At 61.6% G+C, this 18976-nt stretch carries 16 protein-coding genes; 3 read left to right on the plus strand and 13 right to left on the minus strand.

Annotated features, from left to right (window positions below):
• Nucleotides 1-19: 19 nt before the first annotated feature.
• Genes AOZ07_RS06880 through AOZ07_RS06890 form a run of 3 tightly spaced genes read right to left on the minus strand, consistent with a single transcriptional unit; the run spans nucleotide 20 to nucleotide 4160 of the window.
• A complete protein-coding gene (locus AOZ07_RS06880) occupies nucleotides 20-1528 on the minus strand; it encodes a carboxyl transferase domain-containing protein (protein ID WP_060701335.1) in 1509 nt (502 codons plus the stop codon).
• Nucleotides 1525-2754, minus strand: coding sequence for a CaiB/BaiF CoA transferase family protein (locus AOZ07_RS06885; protein WP_236995283.1), 1230 nt, complete (start codon nucleotides 2752-2754; stop codon nucleotides 1525-1527). The genes AOZ07_RS06880 and AOZ07_RS06885 overlap by 4 nt, the downstream gene beginning before the upstream one ends.
• 44 nt (nucleotides 2755-2798) lie before the next feature.
• On the minus strand, nucleotides 2799-4160 hold the full coding sequence (locus AOZ07_RS06890) for an SLC13 family permease (RefSeq protein WP_060701336.1): 1362 nt from the start codon (nucleotides 4158-4160) through the stop codon (nucleotides 2799-2801).
• A 161-nt stretch (nucleotides 4161-4321) separates the two neighbouring features.
• On the opposite strand from AOZ07_RS06890, the gene AOZ07_RS06895 reads away from it, so the two are divergent.
• Nucleotides 4322-5023: a FadR/GntR family transcriptional regulator gene (locus AOZ07_RS06895; protein WP_257720425.1), complete on the plus strand. Its 702-nt coding sequence runs from the start codon at nucleotides 4322-4324 to the stop codon at nucleotides 5021-5023.
• A gap of 24 nt (nucleotides 5024-5047) precedes the next feature.
• Here AOZ07_RS06895 and AOZ07_RS06900 read toward each other — a convergent pair whose 3' ends face one another.
• Nucleotides 5048-5944 carry a LysR family transcriptional regulator gene (locus AOZ07_RS06900; RefSeq protein WP_060701338.1) on the minus strand — a complete coding sequence of 299 codons (897 nt, stop codon included), beginning with the start codon at nucleotides 5942-5944 and terminating at the stop codon, nucleotides 5048-5050.
• A gap of 127 nt (nucleotides 5945-6071) precedes the next feature.
• On the opposite strand from AOZ07_RS06900, the gene AOZ07_RS06905 reads away from it, so the two are divergent.
• Nucleotides 6072-7487 (plus strand): M20 family metallopeptidase, encoded by a 1416-nt coding sequence (locus AOZ07_RS06905; RefSeq protein WP_060701339.1) that lies wholly within the window; start codon nucleotides 6072-6074, stop codon nucleotides 7485-7487.
• Nucleotides 7488-7495: 8 nt separating this feature from the next.
• Entirely contained in the window at nucleotides 7496-8809 is a 1314-nt protein-coding gene (locus AOZ07_RS06910) for an MFS transporter (RefSeq protein ID WP_060701340.1), read from the plus strand.
• A gap of 77 nt (nucleotides 8810-8886) precedes the next feature.
• Here the strand turns inward: AOZ07_RS06910 and AOZ07_RS06915 are convergent, their stop codons facing one another.
• The 9 genes from AOZ07_RS06915 to AOZ07_RS06955 form a co-directional block, all read right to left on the minus strand.
• Nucleotides 8887-9549: a phosphoribosyltransferase gene (locus tag AOZ07_RS06915; protein ID WP_060703349.1), complete on the minus strand. Its 663-nt coding sequence runs from the start codon at nucleotides 9547-9549 to the stop codon at nucleotides 8887-8889.
• 164 nt (nucleotides 9550-9713) lie between these two features.
• Nucleotides 9714-10811, minus strand: a complete 1098-nt coding sequence (gene hpaD, locus AOZ07_RS06920) for a 3,4-dihydroxyphenylacetate 2,3-dioxygenase (RefSeq protein ID WP_060703350.1) — start codon at nucleotides 10809-10811, stop codon at nucleotides 9714-9716.
• A 63-nt stretch (nucleotides 10812-10874) separates the two neighbouring features.
• A complete protein-coding gene (gene hpaE / locus AOZ07_RS06925) occupies nucleotides 10875-12371 on the minus strand; it encodes a 5-carboxymethyl-2-hydroxymuconate semialdehyde dehydrogenase (RefSeq protein ID WP_060701341.1) in 1497 nt (498 codons plus the stop codon).
• Nucleotides 12372-12446: 75 nt separating this feature from the next.
• Entirely contained in the window at nucleotides 12447-13118 is a 672-nt protein-coding gene (locus AOZ07_RS06930) for a GntR family transcriptional regulator (protein ID WP_060701342.1), read from the minus strand.
• Nucleotides 13106-14632, minus strand: coding sequence for a fumarylacetoacetate hydrolase family protein (locus tag AOZ07_RS06935; RefSeq protein WP_060701343.1), 1527 nt, complete (start codon nucleotides 14630-14632; stop codon nucleotides 13106-13108). The genes AOZ07_RS06930 and AOZ07_RS06935 overlap by 13 nt, the downstream gene beginning before the upstream one ends.
• A 208-nt stretch (nucleotides 14633-14840) precedes the next feature.
• Nucleotides 14841-16076, minus strand: coding sequence for an ABC transporter permease (locus AOZ07_RS06940; RefSeq protein ID WP_060701344.1), 1236 nt, complete (start codon nucleotides 16074-16076; stop codon nucleotides 14841-14843).
• Nucleotides 16073-16780, minus strand: a complete 708-nt coding sequence (locus AOZ07_RS06945; RefSeq protein ID WP_060701345.1) for an ABC transporter ATP-binding protein — start codon at nucleotides 16778-16780, stop codon at nucleotides 16073-16075. Before AOZ07_RS06945 ends, AOZ07_RS06940 begins: the two co-directional genes overlap by 4 nt.
• On the minus strand, nucleotides 16780-17859 hold the full coding sequence (locus AOZ07_RS06950; RefSeq protein WP_060701346.1) for an efflux RND transporter periplasmic adaptor subunit: 1080 nt from the start codon (nucleotides 17857-17859) through the stop codon (nucleotides 16780-16782). Before AOZ07_RS06950 ends, AOZ07_RS06945 begins: the two co-directional genes overlap by 1 nt.
• A gap of 317 nt (nucleotides 17860-18176) precedes the next feature.
• Nucleotides 18177-18911 (minus strand): hypothetical protein, encoded by a 735-nt coding sequence (locus AOZ07_RS06955; protein WP_060701347.1) that lies wholly within the window; start codon nucleotides 18909-18911, stop codon nucleotides 18177-18179.
• Nucleotides 18912-18976: the final 65 nt, after the last annotated feature.

The following is an 18976-nucleotide window of genomic DNA, read 5'->3' on the forward strand; positions in this document are numbered from 1 at the left end:
TCTGAATCGCTGGTACATCCTAGTCGGCGGCTTCGCCCAGGCTCTGGAACTTCAGTTGCCGTCGAGCGAGCCGATGAGCATCCGGGATGGCCCGGGCCAGCGAGATTTCTGCCGCGATCGCGGCGCCCAGCTCCTGGCAGAACTCTCGAGGGCGGCTGGCAGCATCGACTTGTTCCTCCACCACATGGTCAACCAGCCCAAAGCTGCACAAATCCGGCACCCCGATCTTTTGCTGGCGGGCCATCTCGGCGGCCCGGTCAGTGCTGCGATGGATAATGGCGCTGGCGCCTTCCGGCGGCAGGGGCGAGAGCCAGGAATTTTCAGCCGCCAGCGTCCGATCCGCAGGAAGCAGCGCCAACGCGGCGCCTCCAGTGCCTTGTCCCAGCAGCACCGAGACCGAAGGGGAGCGCAAGCCGATCAGCTCACTGAGCGAGCGTGCAATTTCCCCGGCCAGTCCTCCTTCTTCCGACTGCACCGACAGCTCGGCGCCGGTGGTGTCGATGATGGTGACCAGGGGAAGCTTGAGCTCCTGGGCCAATTGCATGCCACGGCGGGCTTCACGCAATGATGCCGGCCCCAGGCTGGCCGTCTCCGGATGGCGCGGGCGCTGCTGTCCCAGCACCACGCAGGCTTGATCGCCAAAGCGTGCCAAGGCCAGGATCAGCCCCGGGTCCTTTTCGCCTTGGCCGGTGCCGTTCAGGGGCATTGCTTCATCGGCCGAGGCCAGCAGCATGCGGGTATCGGGACGGCGCGGGTTGCGGCTTAGCTGCACCGAATCCCACACGTCCTTGGCCTCGCGCACATAGGGCCGGCCGGCCGGAGCCGGGAATCGGCCACCGGTTGATGCCGGCAGCAAGACGGAGAGGGCGCGGTCGATCAGGCTCGGCAGCTCCTGGGGCGGAACCACCGCGTCAATCAGTCCCTTGCGGAAAAGATTCTCTGAAATCTGCACCCCGTCCGGGAACTTCTGGCCATACAGCGCTTCATAGACGCGCGGGCCCAGGAAGCCCAGTAGCGCGCCGGGCTCCGCCACGGTGATATGGCCCAATGACCCCCAGGAAGCCATGACCCCGCCGGTCGTTGGGTGGCGCAGGTAGACCAGGTAGGGAAGCCCCGCCTCCTTGTGCCGGCGCACCGCATCGGTAATGGACACCATGCCCAAAAACGCGAGAGTTCCCTCTTGCATGCGGGTGCCGCCAGAGGCAGGACCTGCCAGCAGCGGCAGCTTTTCGGCAGTGGCGCGCTGAATCGCCGCCACAATGCGCTGTGCCGCTGCCTGGCCAATGGAACCTGCCAGGAAATTGAACTCCGAAACGATGACCGCCACCTCGCGCCCATGGATCCGGCCTTTGCCGGTGATGACTGCTTCATCGGCACCGCTCTTGGTGGCGGCCGCTTCCAGGTCCGCGGCGTACTGGGCGCTGAGCTTTGGCTGCTGAGGCGCCTGGTCCCAGGATTCGTAGGAGCCCTGGTCCAGGACGATATCCAGCAGCGTGGCCGCATCAATGCGCAGGGCGGTGGTGCTCATGAGGCGTCGTCCTTTCGGGAGGCCAGCCACTGTTCGATTTCCTGGGCGTTGGCGTTGAGCACCGGCGGGGCACTGTGCGCGGTGCGCGTGGTTTCGCTGTTGGTGGCTGGATCGAAGAAGCGCAGCGGCGGGCCAGGCAAGTTGATCTTGCCCAATACCTCATGGTCCACCTCGACGATCAGGCCTTGGGATTTCACCTGGTCCCATTCGTAGACCTCTTCGATGGTGCGCACCCTGCCCGAAGGGATTCCCGCGGCATCAAGGGCGCCGAGCAGTTCCTCTGCATTGCGGCTGGAGAATGCCTGCTCGATCAGCTCATTGAGTGCCGGGCGGTTCTCCACGCGGACGGAGTTGCTGGCAAAGCGCGGGTCATCTGCGGGCAGGCCAAAGGCGCTGGCAAAATTCTGCCAGAGCTTTTCACTGCCGATGCTGATCTGCACCTTGGAATCCTTGCAGCCGTACAGGCCGTAGGGGGCAATCGAGGGGTGGTGGTTGCCGATGGCCTTGGGGTTTTGCCCGGCTACGGTGGCGCGCGTCCCCTGGAAAGCATGCACCCCAACGATCGATGCCAGCAGCGAGGTGCGCACGACCTGGCCGCGCCCGGTGCTCTCCCGCTCCAGCAGGGCGGCCAGCGCGCCATAGGCACCGTACATGCCGGAGAGCAGGTCAGCGATGGGCACTCCGACTTTCTGCGGATCCTCCGGGCCTGAACCGGTGATGGACATCAGGCCGGCTTCGCCCTGCAAGATCTGGTCGTAGCCGCTGCGATGGGCTTCGGGCCCGTCGTGCCCGAATCCGGTGATGGACAGGATGACCAGCCGGGGGTTGAGCTCGTGCAGAACCTGGACACTGAAGCCCAGCCGGTCCAGCACGCCGGTGCGGAAGTTCTCCATCAGGACGTCGCTGTTCTTGATGAGCTCCGCCAGCTTCTCCTTGTGTTCCTGATCTTTCAGATTCAGCGACAGGGAGAGCTTGTTGCGGTTGCAGGACAGGAAATAGGTGGCCTGGCGGTTGTCTTCCGGGCCGACAAAGGGCGGACCCCAGCCTCGGGTGTCATCTCCGGTGCCAACGGTTTCGATCTTGATGACCTTGGCACCGAGATCGCCCATCATCATTCCGGCATGGGGGCCGGCCAGTGCGCGGGTGAGGTCTAGTACCACGTAGCCGCTCAGCGGTCCGGTGGCGGTGCCGTGGATTGTCGTATTTTCGGCAGTCAGGGAACTCAATGGATCCTCCTCGAATTATTCAGGTCGGTAGTGGGGATGATCGTCTACAGCCAGCCGGGCAGCACCAGCAGTGCCCATGCCGCAACCGGCCCGGCCAGCACGACGATGCCGCCGTAGCCCAGGACCTGCTTGTAGAAGCGCTCCTTGTCCGTGCCTTCGGGAGCATTGGCAAGAACCAGCGCGCCGTTGGTGGAGAAGGGCGAGACGTCCACGACGGTGGAGGCGATGGCCAAGGCACAGATCAGGCCGGTGGCGCTGATGGAGCCGGTGTTCAGGAACGGGATGGCCAGCGGGATCAGCGCGGCCAGGATGGCGGTGGATGAAGCGAAGGCGGAGACCACGGCGCCGATGTAGCAGATCAGCAGGCCTGCCAGCAGCGGTGCGCCAAGGTTGGCAACGCCGTTGGAAACATATTCGATCGTTCCTGCTTCTTCCAGTACCCCGACAAAGGTGAGCATGCCGCAGATCAGCAGCACGGTGGACCAGCTGATCTTGTTGACGGCGCCCTTTTGCCCAGCGGGGTTCACCAGTGCGAGGAACACGGCGATGGTGATTGATACGAATCCAACATCGACCTTGAAGCCCAGTGCGATGACGGCCAGTGCGATCAGGCCGATGATGGTCATGATCTGGCCAAAACGCTGTCCTGGTGCCTTCGGAGCGGCGCCGTCGCCGGCGGGATCGCGGGGACCGTAGGTGCCCGAGCCGCTGCCCTTGAAATCGACATCTGCGGCGTGGGCGCCGGCGGAAACCTTCAGCCGTGCTTCGGCAACTCGTTCGGCGATGGCTCCGGCACGCTGGCCAGCTAGCTGGCGTCCGCCCAGGACCAGGTACAAGACGATGGCGATGACCAGGTTGAAGATGAAGCTGGTGAGGAATAGCGCGGTGGGGCTGAAATCGAATCCGGCTTTTTCAATGAGCCCGTTGACGATGACGCCGTAGACCGCGATGGGGGAGAAGCCGCCAGCCTGGGCGCCGTGAACGATGAGCATGCCCATCATCAGCGGGTTGATCTTGTAGCGCTGTGCGAAGTTCAGGCCGATGGGCGCGATGATTGCGACCGCTGCCGGGCCCAGTGCGCCAATGGCGGTGATGGCTGCGGTGATGACGAACATGACCCAGGGGATCAACGAGATCCGGCTATCGACCAATTTGACGGCCTTGTCGACGAGGATGTCGATGGTGCCGTTATTTTGCGCTATGGCAAAGAGATAGGTGACACCCACGAGGGTGAGGAAGAGCCCGCCGGGGAAGCTGGCGAGGATGTCCTTGGTGTCCATCCCAAGGAAGACGGCGCCGAGCAGGAATGCTCCGACAAAGGCCAAGGCCCCCATATTGATGGGGAACATCGTGGCGATGATGAACATCACCGCCAAGATGATGATGGAGACTAGCGCGACAGACATGGGGAATATCCTTTTCGTGAAGGCCGCAAAGCGAGTGGATTTTTGTGTGACAGGAGTCACTGGCTCACTGGCCTAGCCTCCTAGACTCAGAGTGTCTTGTCAAGCAAAATTTCGGTGTAAGTTTGATCTAGGACACATCAGAAGGAGTGAACGTGGCTGAAATCAAGAAGCCCAGGGCTTTTGCCAAGGTGCAACGCCCCAGGCTCTATGAGCAGCTCATGCAGCAGATCTTGGCCTTCGTGGAAGAAGAGCGGCTGGGTCCCGGGGACCATCTGCCGGCCGAGCGGGAGCTAGCGGACCAGCTGGGCGTTTCCCGGGCTACCTTGGCGCAGGCGCTGGTCGCGCTGGAGGTTTTGGGCGTTATAGACGTCAAGCACGGAACCGGTGCCGTCTTGGTGTACCGTCCCACAGTCGCGACGGTCTTGCGGGAGCTGCATGAACACAAGAACCGGCTTCCGGATATTGTTGAAGCGCGCAGCACCCTGGAAGTGAAATTGGCGTCGCTCGCCGCAGAGCGGCGCACCGACGATGACCTCAAGCGCATAAATCACGCGCTGGAAGTGATGGCCCAGGAGATTGCGGCCGGAGACCGCGGGGAAAAGGGCGACGAGCTTTTCCACGAGGCCATTACCGGGGCGGCGAAATCGTCGGTCCTGCAGAAATTGATGACATTCATCGCTGAAATGGTGCTCGAAACGCGCCTGGAATCCCTGGGGCAGCCGGGGCGCCCGGAACGGTCCTTGGAATCGCACCGGAAAATCACGGAGGCCATTGCCGCCGGAGACCCGCAGGCGGCAGCCGCGGCGATGCAGGAGCACATCGAGCTTGTTTCCGACGTGGCCCTGCTGAAGGATACCCAGTAGGTTCCCGCCTGCTGCCCGTGCGGGCTAGCTGCTCTTCATGACATCGGTGATGTGCTGGATCAGAGCCGTGACTAAGGCGGGCTGGCGGCGGCGAGGCATGGTCAGAATCTGCGCCGTGCGTTCGGCGAAAGCTGGATGGTCAATGCGGATGAATTCCAATCCCTCGCTCAACGCGCTGTCCCGCGCGAATTGGCTCAAGAGCGTCACTCCCGCGCCCGAGCGCGCGAATTCCATCGCCGGGTTGATATGGTCCGTCGTCAACGCAATGTTCGGGGTCAACCCTGCCATGGACATCGCAATGTCGAACAGCTCGCGCTGGGTAATGCCCTTGGCGGTCATTGACAGGGGATAGCGGCATAGCTCCTCCAGCGAGATCTGGGATTTGCCCGCCAGCGGATGACCTGTGGCAAGGACCGCAAAGGCCGGAGCGGGGCGGGAGTACTCGACTTGCGCATCTCGTTGCAAGCCCAGGGTGAAGACCGTCGCTATATCCGCGGTCCCCTCGACGATTTGGCGAGCCGCGTCAGCTGATGGAAGCACCGTCAGGTGCACCGACACTTGCGGATGGAGCTTGCAGAATGCGGCGATCGCCCTCGGGGTGACCGAGGCGGCCAGCCCTTCGGAGCTGACGACTTTGATGCTCCGTGAGATGCCGCTGGAGATTTGGCCGAGGTCCTGGAGAAGCTGCTCGCCTTCTGCCTGGACTCTACGGGTATGGGTGAGCAAAAGTACTCCTGCATCAGTGAGTTCCATGCCGCGCGCATGCCGGCGAAACACCGGAGAGCCTATCTGCCGTTCTAGCTGGCTGATTTGCCGGCTGATCGCCGACGGGGAAACGTGCTGGGTTTCAGCTGCCTCGGAGATCGACCCGGTGGTTGCCACCTCATGGAAATAGCGCAGTGCGGTGGGTAGCGTTTGCATAGTGCTGAGCTCTCGTTCCCTGTAGGTTTGCCTTCAAGTCAAACCTAGTGCTCGAAACGGCACTGGTTCAAGCCCCTCCCGGTCTCGTAATGTGATCTCCAGTACAGAAAATCCTGGAGGAGAAACCGTGGCAACGAGACAAGATCTATTGGAAAAAGCGGAGCATTTCGCCGACTCTGGGGAGTTGTTCAATGAACTTTCGCAGCTGGTAGCGCGGCCGACGGTGAGCAGCGACCCCGCGCAAAGCGTTGCTGTCAACGCATATCTCGACGATGTCCTCCGTGGACGATTCGAAGCCATGGGCTTCTCAGTGACTACGGATCTGAATTGGCAGGGTTCAGGAAATTCCTTTCTGATCGCCACTCGCATCGAGGCTCAGCAGTACCCGACGGTGCTGTGCTATGGGCATGCGGATGTGGTTGACGGGCAAGCCGGACAGTGGGACGCGGGGCGGGATCCCTTTGAGCTGCGTGCCGAGGGGGACCGCTGGTATGGACGTGGCGCCGCCGATAACAAGGGCCAGCATCTGGTGAACCTCAAGGCCATCGAGCTGATCTTGGCAGAACAAGGATCCCTGGGATTCAACATCACCTTCCTCTTCGAGGCCGGGGAGGAAATCGGATCCCCCCAGCTGGATGAATATGCCGCGGCGCATCGCGAACCGCTGGAGGCGGATGTCTTCATTGCCTCGGATGGTCCACGGCAGAGCGCGGATAAGCCCACCATCTTCCTCGGAGCACGCGGCGGGGCGACCTTTGAGCTGAACGTTCCCCTGCGCCAAGGCGGATACCATTCGGGAAACTGGGGAGGATTGCTGCGCAATCCAGCGACGACACTGGCCGGCGCGATTGGAACACTCGTTGATGGCCACGGACGCATCAGGGTCCCTGAACTGCTGCCGGACAGCTTGCCGGACTCCGTGCGCGAGGTATTGGCACCGGTTCAAGTCGGGCAGGGAAAACAGGATCCAGAAGTGGCGGCAGGCTGGGCGGACACGAGCTTGAGCGCCGCCGAGCGGCTCTACGGGTGGAACACCCTGGAAGTCCTGGCGATGAACTCGGCCGATGTCCAGGTGCCGGTGAATGCGATACCTGGACAAGCACGGGCAGTTCTGCAGCTGCGGTTTGTCGTCGGCACAAACACCGGAAAGATCGAATCGGCCATTCGCCAGGCCTTGGATGAAGCTGGGTACTCGATGGTGCAATTGAGCATGGGCCAATGTTTTGCTGCAAGCCGCATTGAACCGGAGAATCCGTGGGTGCAATGGGCAAGCAATTCGCTGGAAGAAACCACCGGCCAGCCCACCACGATCCTGCCGAATATTGGCGGCTCGCTTCCCAACGCCGTTTTCGAATCCACGCTGGGGTTGCCGACCCTCTGGATTCCGCATTCCTACCCTGGGTGCCAGCAGCACGGCCCCAACGAACATGCGCTGGAATCGGTCCTGCGCGAAGGACTGCAAATGATGTGCGGCCTGTTCCACGATCTGGGAACGCGCCAAGACGTGCCCAGCGCAAGCGCGCTGGCCAGTGGAAAGATATAGGTACCAGCATGGACAAGCAACAACAAGATTTGGTCTCGGAAGTTCCCGCGCCTGCACGCCAGTCCGCGGCACGAGGCATTGCGGCGGCCACCATTGGCAATGCCCTGGAATGGTACGACATGTCCATCTATGCGCTGTTGGCCATCTACATCGGGCATAATTTCTTCCCCTCGGACAATGCGGCCGTGGAAGTAATCCAGGCGTTTGCCGTCTTCGGGATCTCGTACCTGATCCGGCCGCTGGGTGGCTTGGTGCTCGGCTCCTACGCAGACCGCAAGGGAATGAAAAAAGGCCTGGTCCTCACCATCAGGCTGATGGTATTGGGCACCGCAATCATCGCTTTCATGCCGGGTTATGGAACTATCGGGCTGCTCGCTCCGTTGGGGCTGATCGTCGGCCGGCTGGTTCAGGGATTCTCGGCCGGCGGCGAATTCGGAGCAGCAACCTCGTACCTGCTGGCCCAAAGCAAGGGGCGCAAGGGCTTCTTGGGAAGTTTCCAATTTGCCAGCCAAGGGCTTGGCGCGCTGATGGCTGCAATCACCGTCGTCATCCTGACCAGCGTCTTCACTACAGAGCAAATGAACGACTGGGCATGGCGCATTCCGTTCTTCGTCGGACTGCTGGTAGGTCCCGCCGGATGGTGGATCCGCCGGCATGTTGACGAAGCGCCGATTGAAAAGGCCGACGACCAGCAGGCCCAGGGCGGCACGAAGCACAACCATGCGCCGGTGCAGCAGCTATTCCGGTCGCATAAGGTTTCGGTGCTGATTGCCGGTGGTGCCCTGGCCATCTCGACTGCGTTGAACTTCGTCCTGCAATACATGCCGACTTTCGGTATCAAGCAGCTGGGCATGAATCCGTCCGTATCATTTTCATCATTGATTATTTCCGGCGTGATCCTCACCTTCGCGACTCCAGTCGTCGGCCACCTGTCGGACCGGTACGGCCGCTTGAAAATCATGATCCCGGCAGTCATCGGGATTGTCCTGTTGACGATTCCGCTGTTCCTCTGGCTCATCGCAGGAAAGAGCTTCCTGGTCCTGGCCGTGGTGATGACGATTCTTGGACTGCTCAAGGCCCTGTACTTCGGGGCGCTGCCCTCGGTTATGGCCGACGTGTTTACCGGCTCGGTCCGGGCCACGGGCCTGTCATTCAGCTACAACGCCGCAGTGGCAGTCTTTGGCGGGTTCACCCCGATGATCTGCGCATTCCTGATTGAAACCACGGGACAGCCGGTGGCGCCGGGATACTATCTCGCCGTCCTGTCCATCGTCAGCATCACGGCCCTGGGAGCGGCATTCCGCTTCCGGTCAGTACGCTGAATCAGTTCTTCGGATAAAGGGTGCAAAGCACAACGGCCAGCAACGGCGAAAGTTGCTGGCCGTTTGCTGTACTGCTTTCAAGAACCGGCACCCAGCAGCTTGAGAACGTTGTCTTGATCGACCTGGCTGAAGTCCTTATAGAACGCACCAACAGCTCCAAACCGGTGCGGCTTGAGCAGCTCAACCAGCCCGTCGGTCAGCGGAGCCAGTTCGGTGAGGGTTTCCGGGGCAATTACCGGGGATGCGACGATGATGGATTGGGGATGCAGCTGGGCAACGAGTTCCAGGGAGGCTTTAATCGTTGCCCCGGTGGCGATGCCGTCGTCGCAGAGAATCACGGATTGTCCCGCCAAGTCCGGTGCGTAGGCCCTGAACGCGTGGGCCAGGGCCAGCAGATCGGCATGGGTTCCATTTTCCACCGAGGCCAGCTCCTCCGGCCCAAAATACTGCAAAGCCCGCCGGTGCACCTCGGCATTGAGGTAGCGGCCGCCGACGGCGGAGTAATGTGCGATGGCTCCGAAGGCCAGTTCCGGATTATTGGGCACTCCGAGCTTTCGCACCGCCAAGACACCCAAGCGAGCGCCCAATGCCTGGGCTACTTCGTACGCGATGGGAACGCCGCCGCGCAATAGCCCCAGCACCGTGTACTCGCCAGCGGGCAAGGTCGTGGCCAGCTTCATGCCCAACGCGGCTCCGGCGTGGCTACGGTCGTCAAACTTGGAACTGTTTTCACTGACCATGGTTCCAGTCTTGCCCAAAGTCAGCGAAATGAATAGCAACAGCCAGAAATTCAAGCGGTTCATTCACCGGCCAGGCGGCCAGCTAGGGGAAACGCCAGAGGGCTCCCGTGGCCTGGACGGGATAATCCGCCCGGAACACGAGAGCCCTTGATGGCCACTGGCGCTTAGAGCTGGTTGCCCAGCTTGAAGCCCTTGGAAGCCTGCCCGTGGTAGGAGCCGTCTTCGTCCCCGGCACGGGTGTAGGAGAAGCCGTCGGCGCCAATGGTGACTTCCAGCTCGGAGTCATCGGTGCGCTCGATAACTTCCTGCACGTTGCCGTCCAGGTCCAGGACCTTGGAAGCTTCGGTGTACCAGGACGGAACAACCGGGTTGCCCCACCAGTCGCGGCGCTGGTTGTCGTGCACGTTCCAGGTGATCGTCGGGTTATCCGGGTCGCCGGTGTAGTAGTCCTGGGTGTAGATCTCGATGCGGTGGTCATCTGGATCCAGGATGTACAGGTAGAACGCGTTGGACACGCCATGGCGGCCCGGGCCGCGCTCGATGCGATCCGAAATGCGCAGGGCGCCCATCTTGTCGCAGATCTGGATGATGTTGTGCTTCTCATGGGTGGAGAAGGCCACATGGTGCAGGCGCGGGCCGTTGCCACCGGTCAGCGCGGTGTCGTGCACGGTGCCCTTGCGGTGCATCCACGCTGCATAGGTGGTGCCTTCATCGTCCTGGATGTCCTCGGTGACGCGGAAGCCCAGGTCCTCGAGGTAGGCGCGGCCACGAGGCACATTCGGGGTGACCTGGTTGAAGTGGTCCAGGCGGACCAGTTCGCCGGCCGAGTACAGGTCGTAGCGCATGTGCAGGCGCTCAACGTGGGTGGTCTCGAAGAAGAACTCGTAGGGGAAGCCCAGCGGATCCTCCACGCGCACCGCATCGCCGATGCCCTTGACGAAGCCTTCGGTGCGGCGCTCGGTGCGGCAGCCCAGTTCCTTGTAGTAGGCCTCGGCCTTGTCCACGTCCTCGTTGGAGCGGACACGGAAGGCCATGGCCTTCAACGCGGCCACCGGGCCCTTGGTCAGCACCAGGTTGTGGTGGATGAATTCCTCGAAGGAACGCAGGTAGATCTGGTTCTCGTCCTCGTAGGAGACATGCAGGCCCAGAACGTCAACGTAGAAGTTGCGCGAGCGCTCCAGGTCGGTGACCACCAGTTCGGCGTAGGCGCAGCGCAGGATATCCGGTGCTGGAACCGAAGGGGTGGGAATCGGGTTTTCGATTTCTTTGCTCATGATTTGCTCCTTTGCAAGCAGGAAAGATTAGTGGAGGGAAGCGGGAGCTTCCTAGACGCCGAACTTGGGGGAGTGGGCTTCGTTCAGGGTGATCTGGATGGACTGCTGGGTGGTGTAGAAATCCACCGAGCGGTAGCCGCCTTCGCGGCCCAGGCCCGAAGCCTTCACGCCGCCGAAGGGAGTGCGCAGGTCGCGGACGTTATTGGAGTTCAGCCACACCATGCCGGATTCGATCTGGTGCGCGAAGTTGTGCGCGCGCTTCAGGTTGCTGGTCCATACGTAGGCGGCCAGGCCGTACTTGGTGTTGTTGGCCAGCTCGAGCGCTTCCTCGTCGGTGTCGAACGGGGTGATCGCCACGACCGGGCCGAAGATCTCGTCCTGGAAGATCTGGGCATCGGGGGCGACATCGGCGAACACGGTCGGTGCAACATAGTTGCCCTCGTCCTCGAAGCCTTCTGCACGCCCGCCGCCGGCCAGCAGCCGGCCCTCGGTCTTGCCGATTTCGATGTAGCTCATGACCTTCTCGAAGTGCTTCGGGTGCACCAGCGAACCCACCTCGGTCTTCGGGTCGCTAGGCAGGCCAACACGGATGTTCTTGGCGCGCTGCGCGAACTTGGCAACAAAGTCATCGTAGATATCGCGCTGGACCAGAACACGGGAACCTGCGGTGCAGCGCTCGCCGTTCAGCGAGAACACGCCGAAGACGGTGGCATCCAGGGCTGCGTCCAGGTCGGCGTCGGCAAAGACCACGGCAGGGGACTTGCCGCCCAGCTCCAGGGACAGGCCCTTGAACTGCGGAGCAGCCGCGGTGGAGATGGTGGCGCCGGTGGAGGAGTCGCCGGTGAAGGATACCAGCGGCACATCCGGGTGCTTGACCAGGTAGTCGCCGGCTACGCCGCCGGAACCGAAAATCAGGTTGAAGACGCCTTCTGGCAGGCCTGCCTCGCGGAAGATGTCTGGCCATAGCCCTGCGGAGAGCGGGGTGTAGCTGGCGGGCTTGAGGACGACCGAGTTGCCGGTGGCGATGGCCGGGGCCAGCTTCCAGGATTCCTGCATGAACGGGACATTCCAGGGGGTGATCAACGCGGCCACGCCGATGGGCTTGCGGTTCACGTAGTTCATCTGGCGCCCTGGCACGCGGAAGGAGTTATCCACCTGTGCCACGATCAGGTCGGCGAAGAAGCGGAAGTTCTCGGCGGCGCGGCGGGCCTGGCCCTTGGCCTGGGTGATTGGCAGGCCGGAGTCGTAGGACTCGAGCAGTGCCAGCTCGTCGTCGCGGGATTCGACGATGTCAGCGATCTTGTGCAGCACCCGGGAACGCTCGCGGGGCAGCATCTTGGACCATGGGCCTTTCTTGAAGGCCTTGCTTGCTGCGGCCACGGCCAGATCCACGTCCGCTGGCTGCGCCGATGCAGCGGTGGCGTAGTTCGTGTTGGTGACCGGTTCCTGGACGTCGAAGGTTTCTCCGCCAATGGAGTCCACGAATTCGCCGTTGATGAAGTGCTGCAGGTGAGTTGGCAGGTTTTCTGGTACGAAGTGCTTGCTCATGGCAATTCCTCTCGTGCTCGCTAGTGTTGTTGATTCCGGCGTGGATGCCGGTGTGTCGTGAAAAATGCGGGTTGCCTAGATCGCGCTGGGTTCCATGCCAGCGGCTTTCAAATAGCTGTTCAGGGTGTGGGCGCGGTGTTCGCGGCAGGCGGCCTCGATCTGGGCCGGGGTGGCGTGATCCGCGATCAAATCCAGCAGCGCGTCGTGCTCCTTGACGGATTCACGGGCGCGGTAGGGGATATGCGTGAAGCTGCTGGCCCGCATGGCAGCCAGCCGGCGCCAGCCGCGCTGCACCAGATCCAGGATGTGCGGGTTGGGGCACTGCCCATAGAGCAGCTGGTGGAATTCGGTGTTCATCCGGGTGAATGCCACCGGATCGAAGTCCTCCAGGCATTGGCGCATCTTCTCGTTCAGCTCCCGGGCCTTGGCCAGCCATGCGGCATCCATGGAGCCGGCGGCCAGTGCGGTGGCTGCCGGTTCGATGATCATCAGCGTCTGCATGGTGTGCAGGTACAGGGTCGAATCCACATGGGCCACGGTCGCCCCGACGTTGCGGGTGAAGTGGACCAGGCCCTCGGCTTCGAGCCGGCGGATGGCCTCGCGAACCGGGACGACCGAGCAGCCCAGCTCATCGGCGATGGTCCCCAGCACCAGGCGGTAGCCCGGGGAGTAGGCGCCGTTGGTGATGCGCTCGGAGACCAGCTGGTAGGCGGCCTCGGACTTCGAGGCTGAGGTTACAGTGCCCATGAGTCCAGCTCCGGGCTGCCGGCGTCTTTCCACGCGTGGTACTTGGCTTTCCACTGCGCGTTCATCGGGAACAGGCCCTCGATGCCGTAGCCGCGCTTGACCATGGCGAAGATGAATTCGTCATTGGATTCGGTGATCACCGCTTCAGCGGCGACTTCTTCCACCAGCGCTGGCGGGATGACCACGATGCCATCCGAGTCGGCCACGATCACATCCCCGGGCTGGACCGAAACGCCGCCGCAGGCCACGGTGATGTCCTTGTCCCAGGCCACATGCTTGCGCCCGAGGACTGCCGGGTGGGCTCCGTTATAGAAGACCGGAATCTCCAAGTTGGAGACCGCGTCGAGGTCGCGCACGCCGCCATCGGAGATGATGCCGGCCGCGCCGAGCTGCTGGGAGCGCAGTGCCAGGATGTCGCCCAGGGTGGCGGAGCCGGTTTCGCCGCGGGCTTCCATGACGAGGATTTCACCGTTCTCCAGCGAGTCGATGGACTGCTTCTGGGTGTTGTATCCGCCGCCGTGGGCCTTGAAGAGATCTTCTCGGTTGGGGATGTAGCGCAGGGTGCGGGCGGTGCCGATGACGCGCTGCATGCCCTTGGTCGCGCCGGGCACTTCGATGTTGACGTTGTTCAGCCCGCGCTTGCGCAGGGTGGCGGACAGGGTGGCGGTGGCTACCGAGGCCAGCTGCTCGCGGACCTTGTCGGTGAGCACGTCCTTGCCGGTGACCACCGGAGGCAGGCCGGCCGAAGCACGGTCGCCGTAGGCATCTTCCTTGTCCTTGTCGCTGGCCTTGGGCTGGTTTCCGAAGGAGCCGAAGGCGGCCGTTCCCTCGGTGGCCGTGGTTTTCAGCTTGCCGGTGGTGGTGCCGGTGATCAGGTCGGTGACTTCGACTTCCACGACGTCGCCGGGGAAGAAGACGGTGGAGCCGGCGGGGGTTCCGGTGAGGATGATGTCGCCGGGCTGCAGGGTCATCTGCTGGGAGAGGTCTGCAATGATCTGCGCGAAGGAGAACAGCAGCTCGGACGTGGTGGCGTCCTGGGCGAGCTGGCCGTTGACCCAGGCCTGCACGCGCAGCTTGGCGGGGTCCAAGGCGGCGGCGTCCAGCGCGTTCGGGCCCAGCGGGGTGTAGCCGTCTCCGGACTTGGAGCGGATGTTCGATCCCTTGTCCGCGTACTTCATGTCATGCACGCCCAGGTCGTTGGAGGCGGTGACCGAGCCGACGTGGCTCCAGGCCTCTTCTACCGTGACGCGGCGGGCGGCGGTGCGAATGATCAGCGCGATTTCGCCCTCGAAGGCCAGCAGCTCGGTGCCGGCTGGACGCTCAACCGTGCCATTGGTGGCAGCCAGGGAGCTGCTGGCCTTCATGAAGTAGCTCGGGAATTTGGGGGTACGGCCGCGCTGTGCCGCGCGGGAGGAGTAGCTCAGGTGCACGGCCAGAACTTTGCCTGCCTGGGCGAAGGTCTCTTCGGTTACTGGGACAGTAGTGGTCACCGTTGATCGTCCTGCTTTCGTCATACATCATCTCGTACATCAAATCGTATACGATCAGTGTGCTCCCAATCTCATCCGCTGTCAAGAAGGCCAAGGAAAGTTCTTGATCGATTGACCGCCGTTGACGGGCAATCCGCGGAACGGCGGGGTAAAACAAAGGCGCCGTCCAAAGTGGAATACTTTGAACGGCGCCTTCAGCCGGTGCGGCCGATTCGCTTCACATCACGTTCGGTCACACGCGAATCGCATCGACAATCCGCACCCTCGCGGCCACGAGCGCCGGGAGAACACCGGTCAGCGCGCCAACGGCGATCGAAACCGCGATGCCGGCCAGGGCAGCCCCGATGGGGAACGCGGGCATCTGATCGATGCCAGAGCCGACGATCATATTGATTACCTTCGGGTTGGTCACCACGGCCACGGAAATCAGCACGCCCAGGCCGCCGGCAACGGCGGTGGCGACAACGCTTTCCATCATCACCGAGAAGAAGACCCTGCCGGTCGTGGCGCCAAAGCTGCGACGGATGCCCACCTCTCGAATGCGCTGCTTCATGGTCACCATGGCCACGTTCAGCAGGCTCAAGGATCCAAGCAGGAGAATGATCCCGGCAATCCCGCCGGCCACCATGGCCAATTGCTGGAGGCTCTCATCCCCGCCCCAGGACAAATAGTCGGAGCGCATGGACTCGACAGAGTATCCGGGAAGCTCGGCCTGCATTTGCACGGCGAAATGCGCAGCCAACTCCTCGGATCCTTCAATGGGGACCCACATTTCATAGCTGGCATCAGCCAATGGCGAGGTGGCGGCAAACCAATGGTCATAGGTTTGCGGGAGCATCCACATCTGTCCGCCAAGTCCGCCATCCCTGGTTGACGTCGCCCCAATCACCGTGACCGACACCTTTTGCGCGCCTGCATTCATTTCAATGGAGGCGGGCAGTGGCCCCTGGTCCAATTCCAGCTCCTGGTACAGGGTCCGATCCACGACCACGGTCGGAGCCAGGTTCTGCGCATCTTCGGATTCCAGCCAACGGCCATGCTGCGCGAAGATCCGGTGAATCGGAGCGTAATCAGGATCCACGACCATGACATCGGAGTCGATGGTGGCACCTTGAGCGGAGGCTTTGAAGCCGTAAGTCCGGGAAACCACGGACGCGTAGTCAACGTCAAAGCGCTCAGCGGTTTTCGTGAAGGCGTTGGCGACCTGCGCGTTGGCCGAAGGGAGCTGCTCGCCCTGCTCGCTAAAGGCGTAGGTATTGATCAGTGCCGGCCGGCCATTGCGTTCCAGCTGTTCGGTCATCAGCTGCTGTGCCATGCCGGCTCCGGCAACTGCCGTGGTCAACGATGCCACGGCGATGGTGACGCCTACCAGTGACAACAAGACGCGCAGCTTGTGGATCCGCAGTTCCTGCCAAGCTTCCAGCAGTGCCGCCACGAATCCGGTGAAGAGTCTTGGCAAGGAATTCACCGCGCCACCTCCTGTGCCATGGTCTTGAGCATTCCGTCTTCCAGGCGGAATTGCTCGCGGGCCAGTGCCGCGACATTGATGTCGTGGGTGATCGTGATCAGTGCGGCGCCAGATTCGACCGTAGCGGCGTCCAGCAATTCCATAACTGCCCGGCCGGTAGCTACATCCAAAGCGCCGGTCGGTTCATCGGCCAGGACAACTCGCGGCCGGCGCACCAGCGCCCTGGCAATGGCCACGCGCTGCTGCTCACCGCCCGAGAGGGTCTGCGGCATCGAGTCCAAGCGGGCACCGAGCCCCACCTTTTCCAGGGCCTCGGCCGCGAGGGTTCTCCGGCGCCAGAAATCACGGCCGGAGGCATACATCAATGGAGCCATGACATTCTCCAAGGCGGTGCGCCCGGGCAGCAGATTGAACTGCTGGAATACGAAACCGAGGTCGCGGCCGCGCGCATGGGCTGCACGCCGGGCACTGAGCCTGGTGGCATCTTGTCCACGCCATGCCAGGCTGCCCGAGGTAGGCCGGTCCAATAGGCCCAGGATATTGAGCAAGGTGGATTTGCCGGTGCCCGAGCGTCCAACAATGGCGATGTGATCACCTTCGGAAACTGACAAGTTGATGCCGTTCAAAATGTGCAGCTCGCTGTCATCGGGCAGCAATACGCTGCGAGTGACATTTTCGAGCTTTAGCAGCTGGGCATCACTCATCAGGGAATGATCTCCATGCCCGGATCCATCTCAACGGCAGGGGCCGATCCCGGGACATATCGCAGAACTTCGGCATCTGCCTTGAGGCCGGAGCGGACCTCCACCACCTTGCCGTCGGTGATGCCGAGTTCTACCTCGGTGCGGATCTCCTTGCCTTCGCCGTTCAGGATCCAGACGGCGCCTTTGCCAACGAGCCCGCGCACGCTGGTCACCGGCACGGTGAGCACATCGTTAGCGGAACCCGCATTGACGTCCATGTTCATATCCAGGCCGTCGAATACGACAACGTCTTCGGGGACATCGCAGGAAATTTCACTGCCCGAACTCGATTCGCCCTGCGCATCAACAGCAGGATCAGCCATTTCAGCGTCTTCCCCAGGTGTTTCAGGTTCTACGTTCTTTGATGCAGAGTCCCCGATGCTGAGGTTTTTGCAGGTGAAGGGCTCAGGTCCGCCTTCAATGCTGACGGTGGCTTCAAGAGTTTCATCCATGATCCGGTATCGATCCAGGGCCTTGATCGTTCCCACGGCGTGGAAGCCTTGCGGCTGCACCGCCGCGAGGCTTGCGCCCTTTTCGACGTCATCGCCGATCTCGATTTCGAACTTTCCAATTTTTCCTGTGGCTGGGGAATAAACGTCGTGATAGGAGACGGTCGTTTCCGGCGAGCGGGCTTCCGAGTCTGCGTCTGCGTCTGCCTGCGGCTGGTCTTCGGCTGAGGATTCCTCTGTTGTTGCCGGCTCCGTCGAACTTTCGACGCGAATCTGAAAGATCTTGTCGCCTTGGCTGACGTTGTCGCCAACCTTCACAAAGGCCCAATTGACGACGCCAGTGGAGGGCGCGGTCAGGGGCTGGGATTCGACGAGCTCAATGGTTCCCGGAATTGAAAGAGAGTTCTTGATCGTCTCTTTTTCGACGACCACAGTCTCCGCCGGGATTTCACCAGAAGGATAAAGCTGGTCGTCGGCTGCTGGAGAGCTCCCGCTGAAGGCTAGTTTTACTAAGCTGACGGCAATCAGCGCGCCGATGATTAACCACGCGCTGGGCAGGATGATGCGTCTGAAGACGCGTCGTTGGCTCATGCTACATCTCTATTCATCCTATCTTTTTATCAAAACGCTCAGGTAATACCAAGCTGGTACGCAGATAGTATCCATATTGTTATTTGTTTTTCTAGACTTTTACACGTCAGGTCAAGTGCTAGTTTATGGGTGTGCGGTGTGAGTTCTGGCGGCGCGGTGCTGACGCGTCCCAAGCTCCCAGGGGCAGTAGATCGTAGTTAGGGGGAACAGTCCCGCAAAATGCTGGCTCATAATCTTGAAGCCCGAATCAGCGGTGATCCGGGCTTCAAGATATTCAGTAATTCATTGTGGCGTGCCCATCATGATGCTGATGGCTCCTACTTGGACACGGACTTGCTGTTGGTGGAAGTCGCCCAGGAAGCGGTCGGAATGGACAACCGGTAGGCCTTCTTCTTTGACTGCTTTAGGGTCAACTTGGCAGTTCCTTTTTTGAGCGAGACCGTTTTCAAGGTCTTCCATGAGTTGCCGGATTTGACCTGGAATTTGGCCTGCTTGGCGTTGTACTGGGCGTAGCGGTACTTTTCCGGTGAATACACTTGGGCCTTGGCTGTCAGCGTTACCTTGTTGCCGGTGCGCTTCACTGCCAGCGTGCTTTTGGTCTTGCCGCGAACCTGGAAGCTCTTGCTGGTCCGATCGGTGTAATCAACGTAATCGGTGTCCTGGTACCCAAAGTACGAGTCCCAGTAACTGTAGGTAGCTGATACATCGGCTGGTCCCACTTTGTAGGTGCCCAGTCCGTCCCACGAGGGGCAGATTAAAGCGCGGTCCGACACCTTGCGGTTCTCAAACCACAGCGAATCAACCAGGCCGCCATTTCGGGTGACATCGATGAATGCGTACGCGTCTTCGTAGTCGCTCTTGACCTTCGAAGATGCTTTGACTGAGACATAATGGCAATTCGAATCGTCCACGGTGATGGACGAAACGGAGTAGCCGGTGATGTCGATCGGCCGTTCGCTTGCTTGCGCTGGCGACGTGCCCGCCAGTAGCAGGCCGCCGATTGCGAAGCCCGCGGTTGCGCTGCGAATCCGGCGAGTAGCGGATAGTGTCATGAAGTTCTCCCTGAAGTGAGTGCGAGTGGATATTCACGGAAGTTTCCTTGAATGCTTGAACTATA

The organism is Glutamicibacter halophytocola (assembly GCF_001302565.1).
Classification (GTDB): domain Bacteria; phylum Actinomycetota; class Actinomycetes; order Actinomycetales; family Micrococcaceae; genus Glutamicibacter; species Glutamicibacter halophytocola.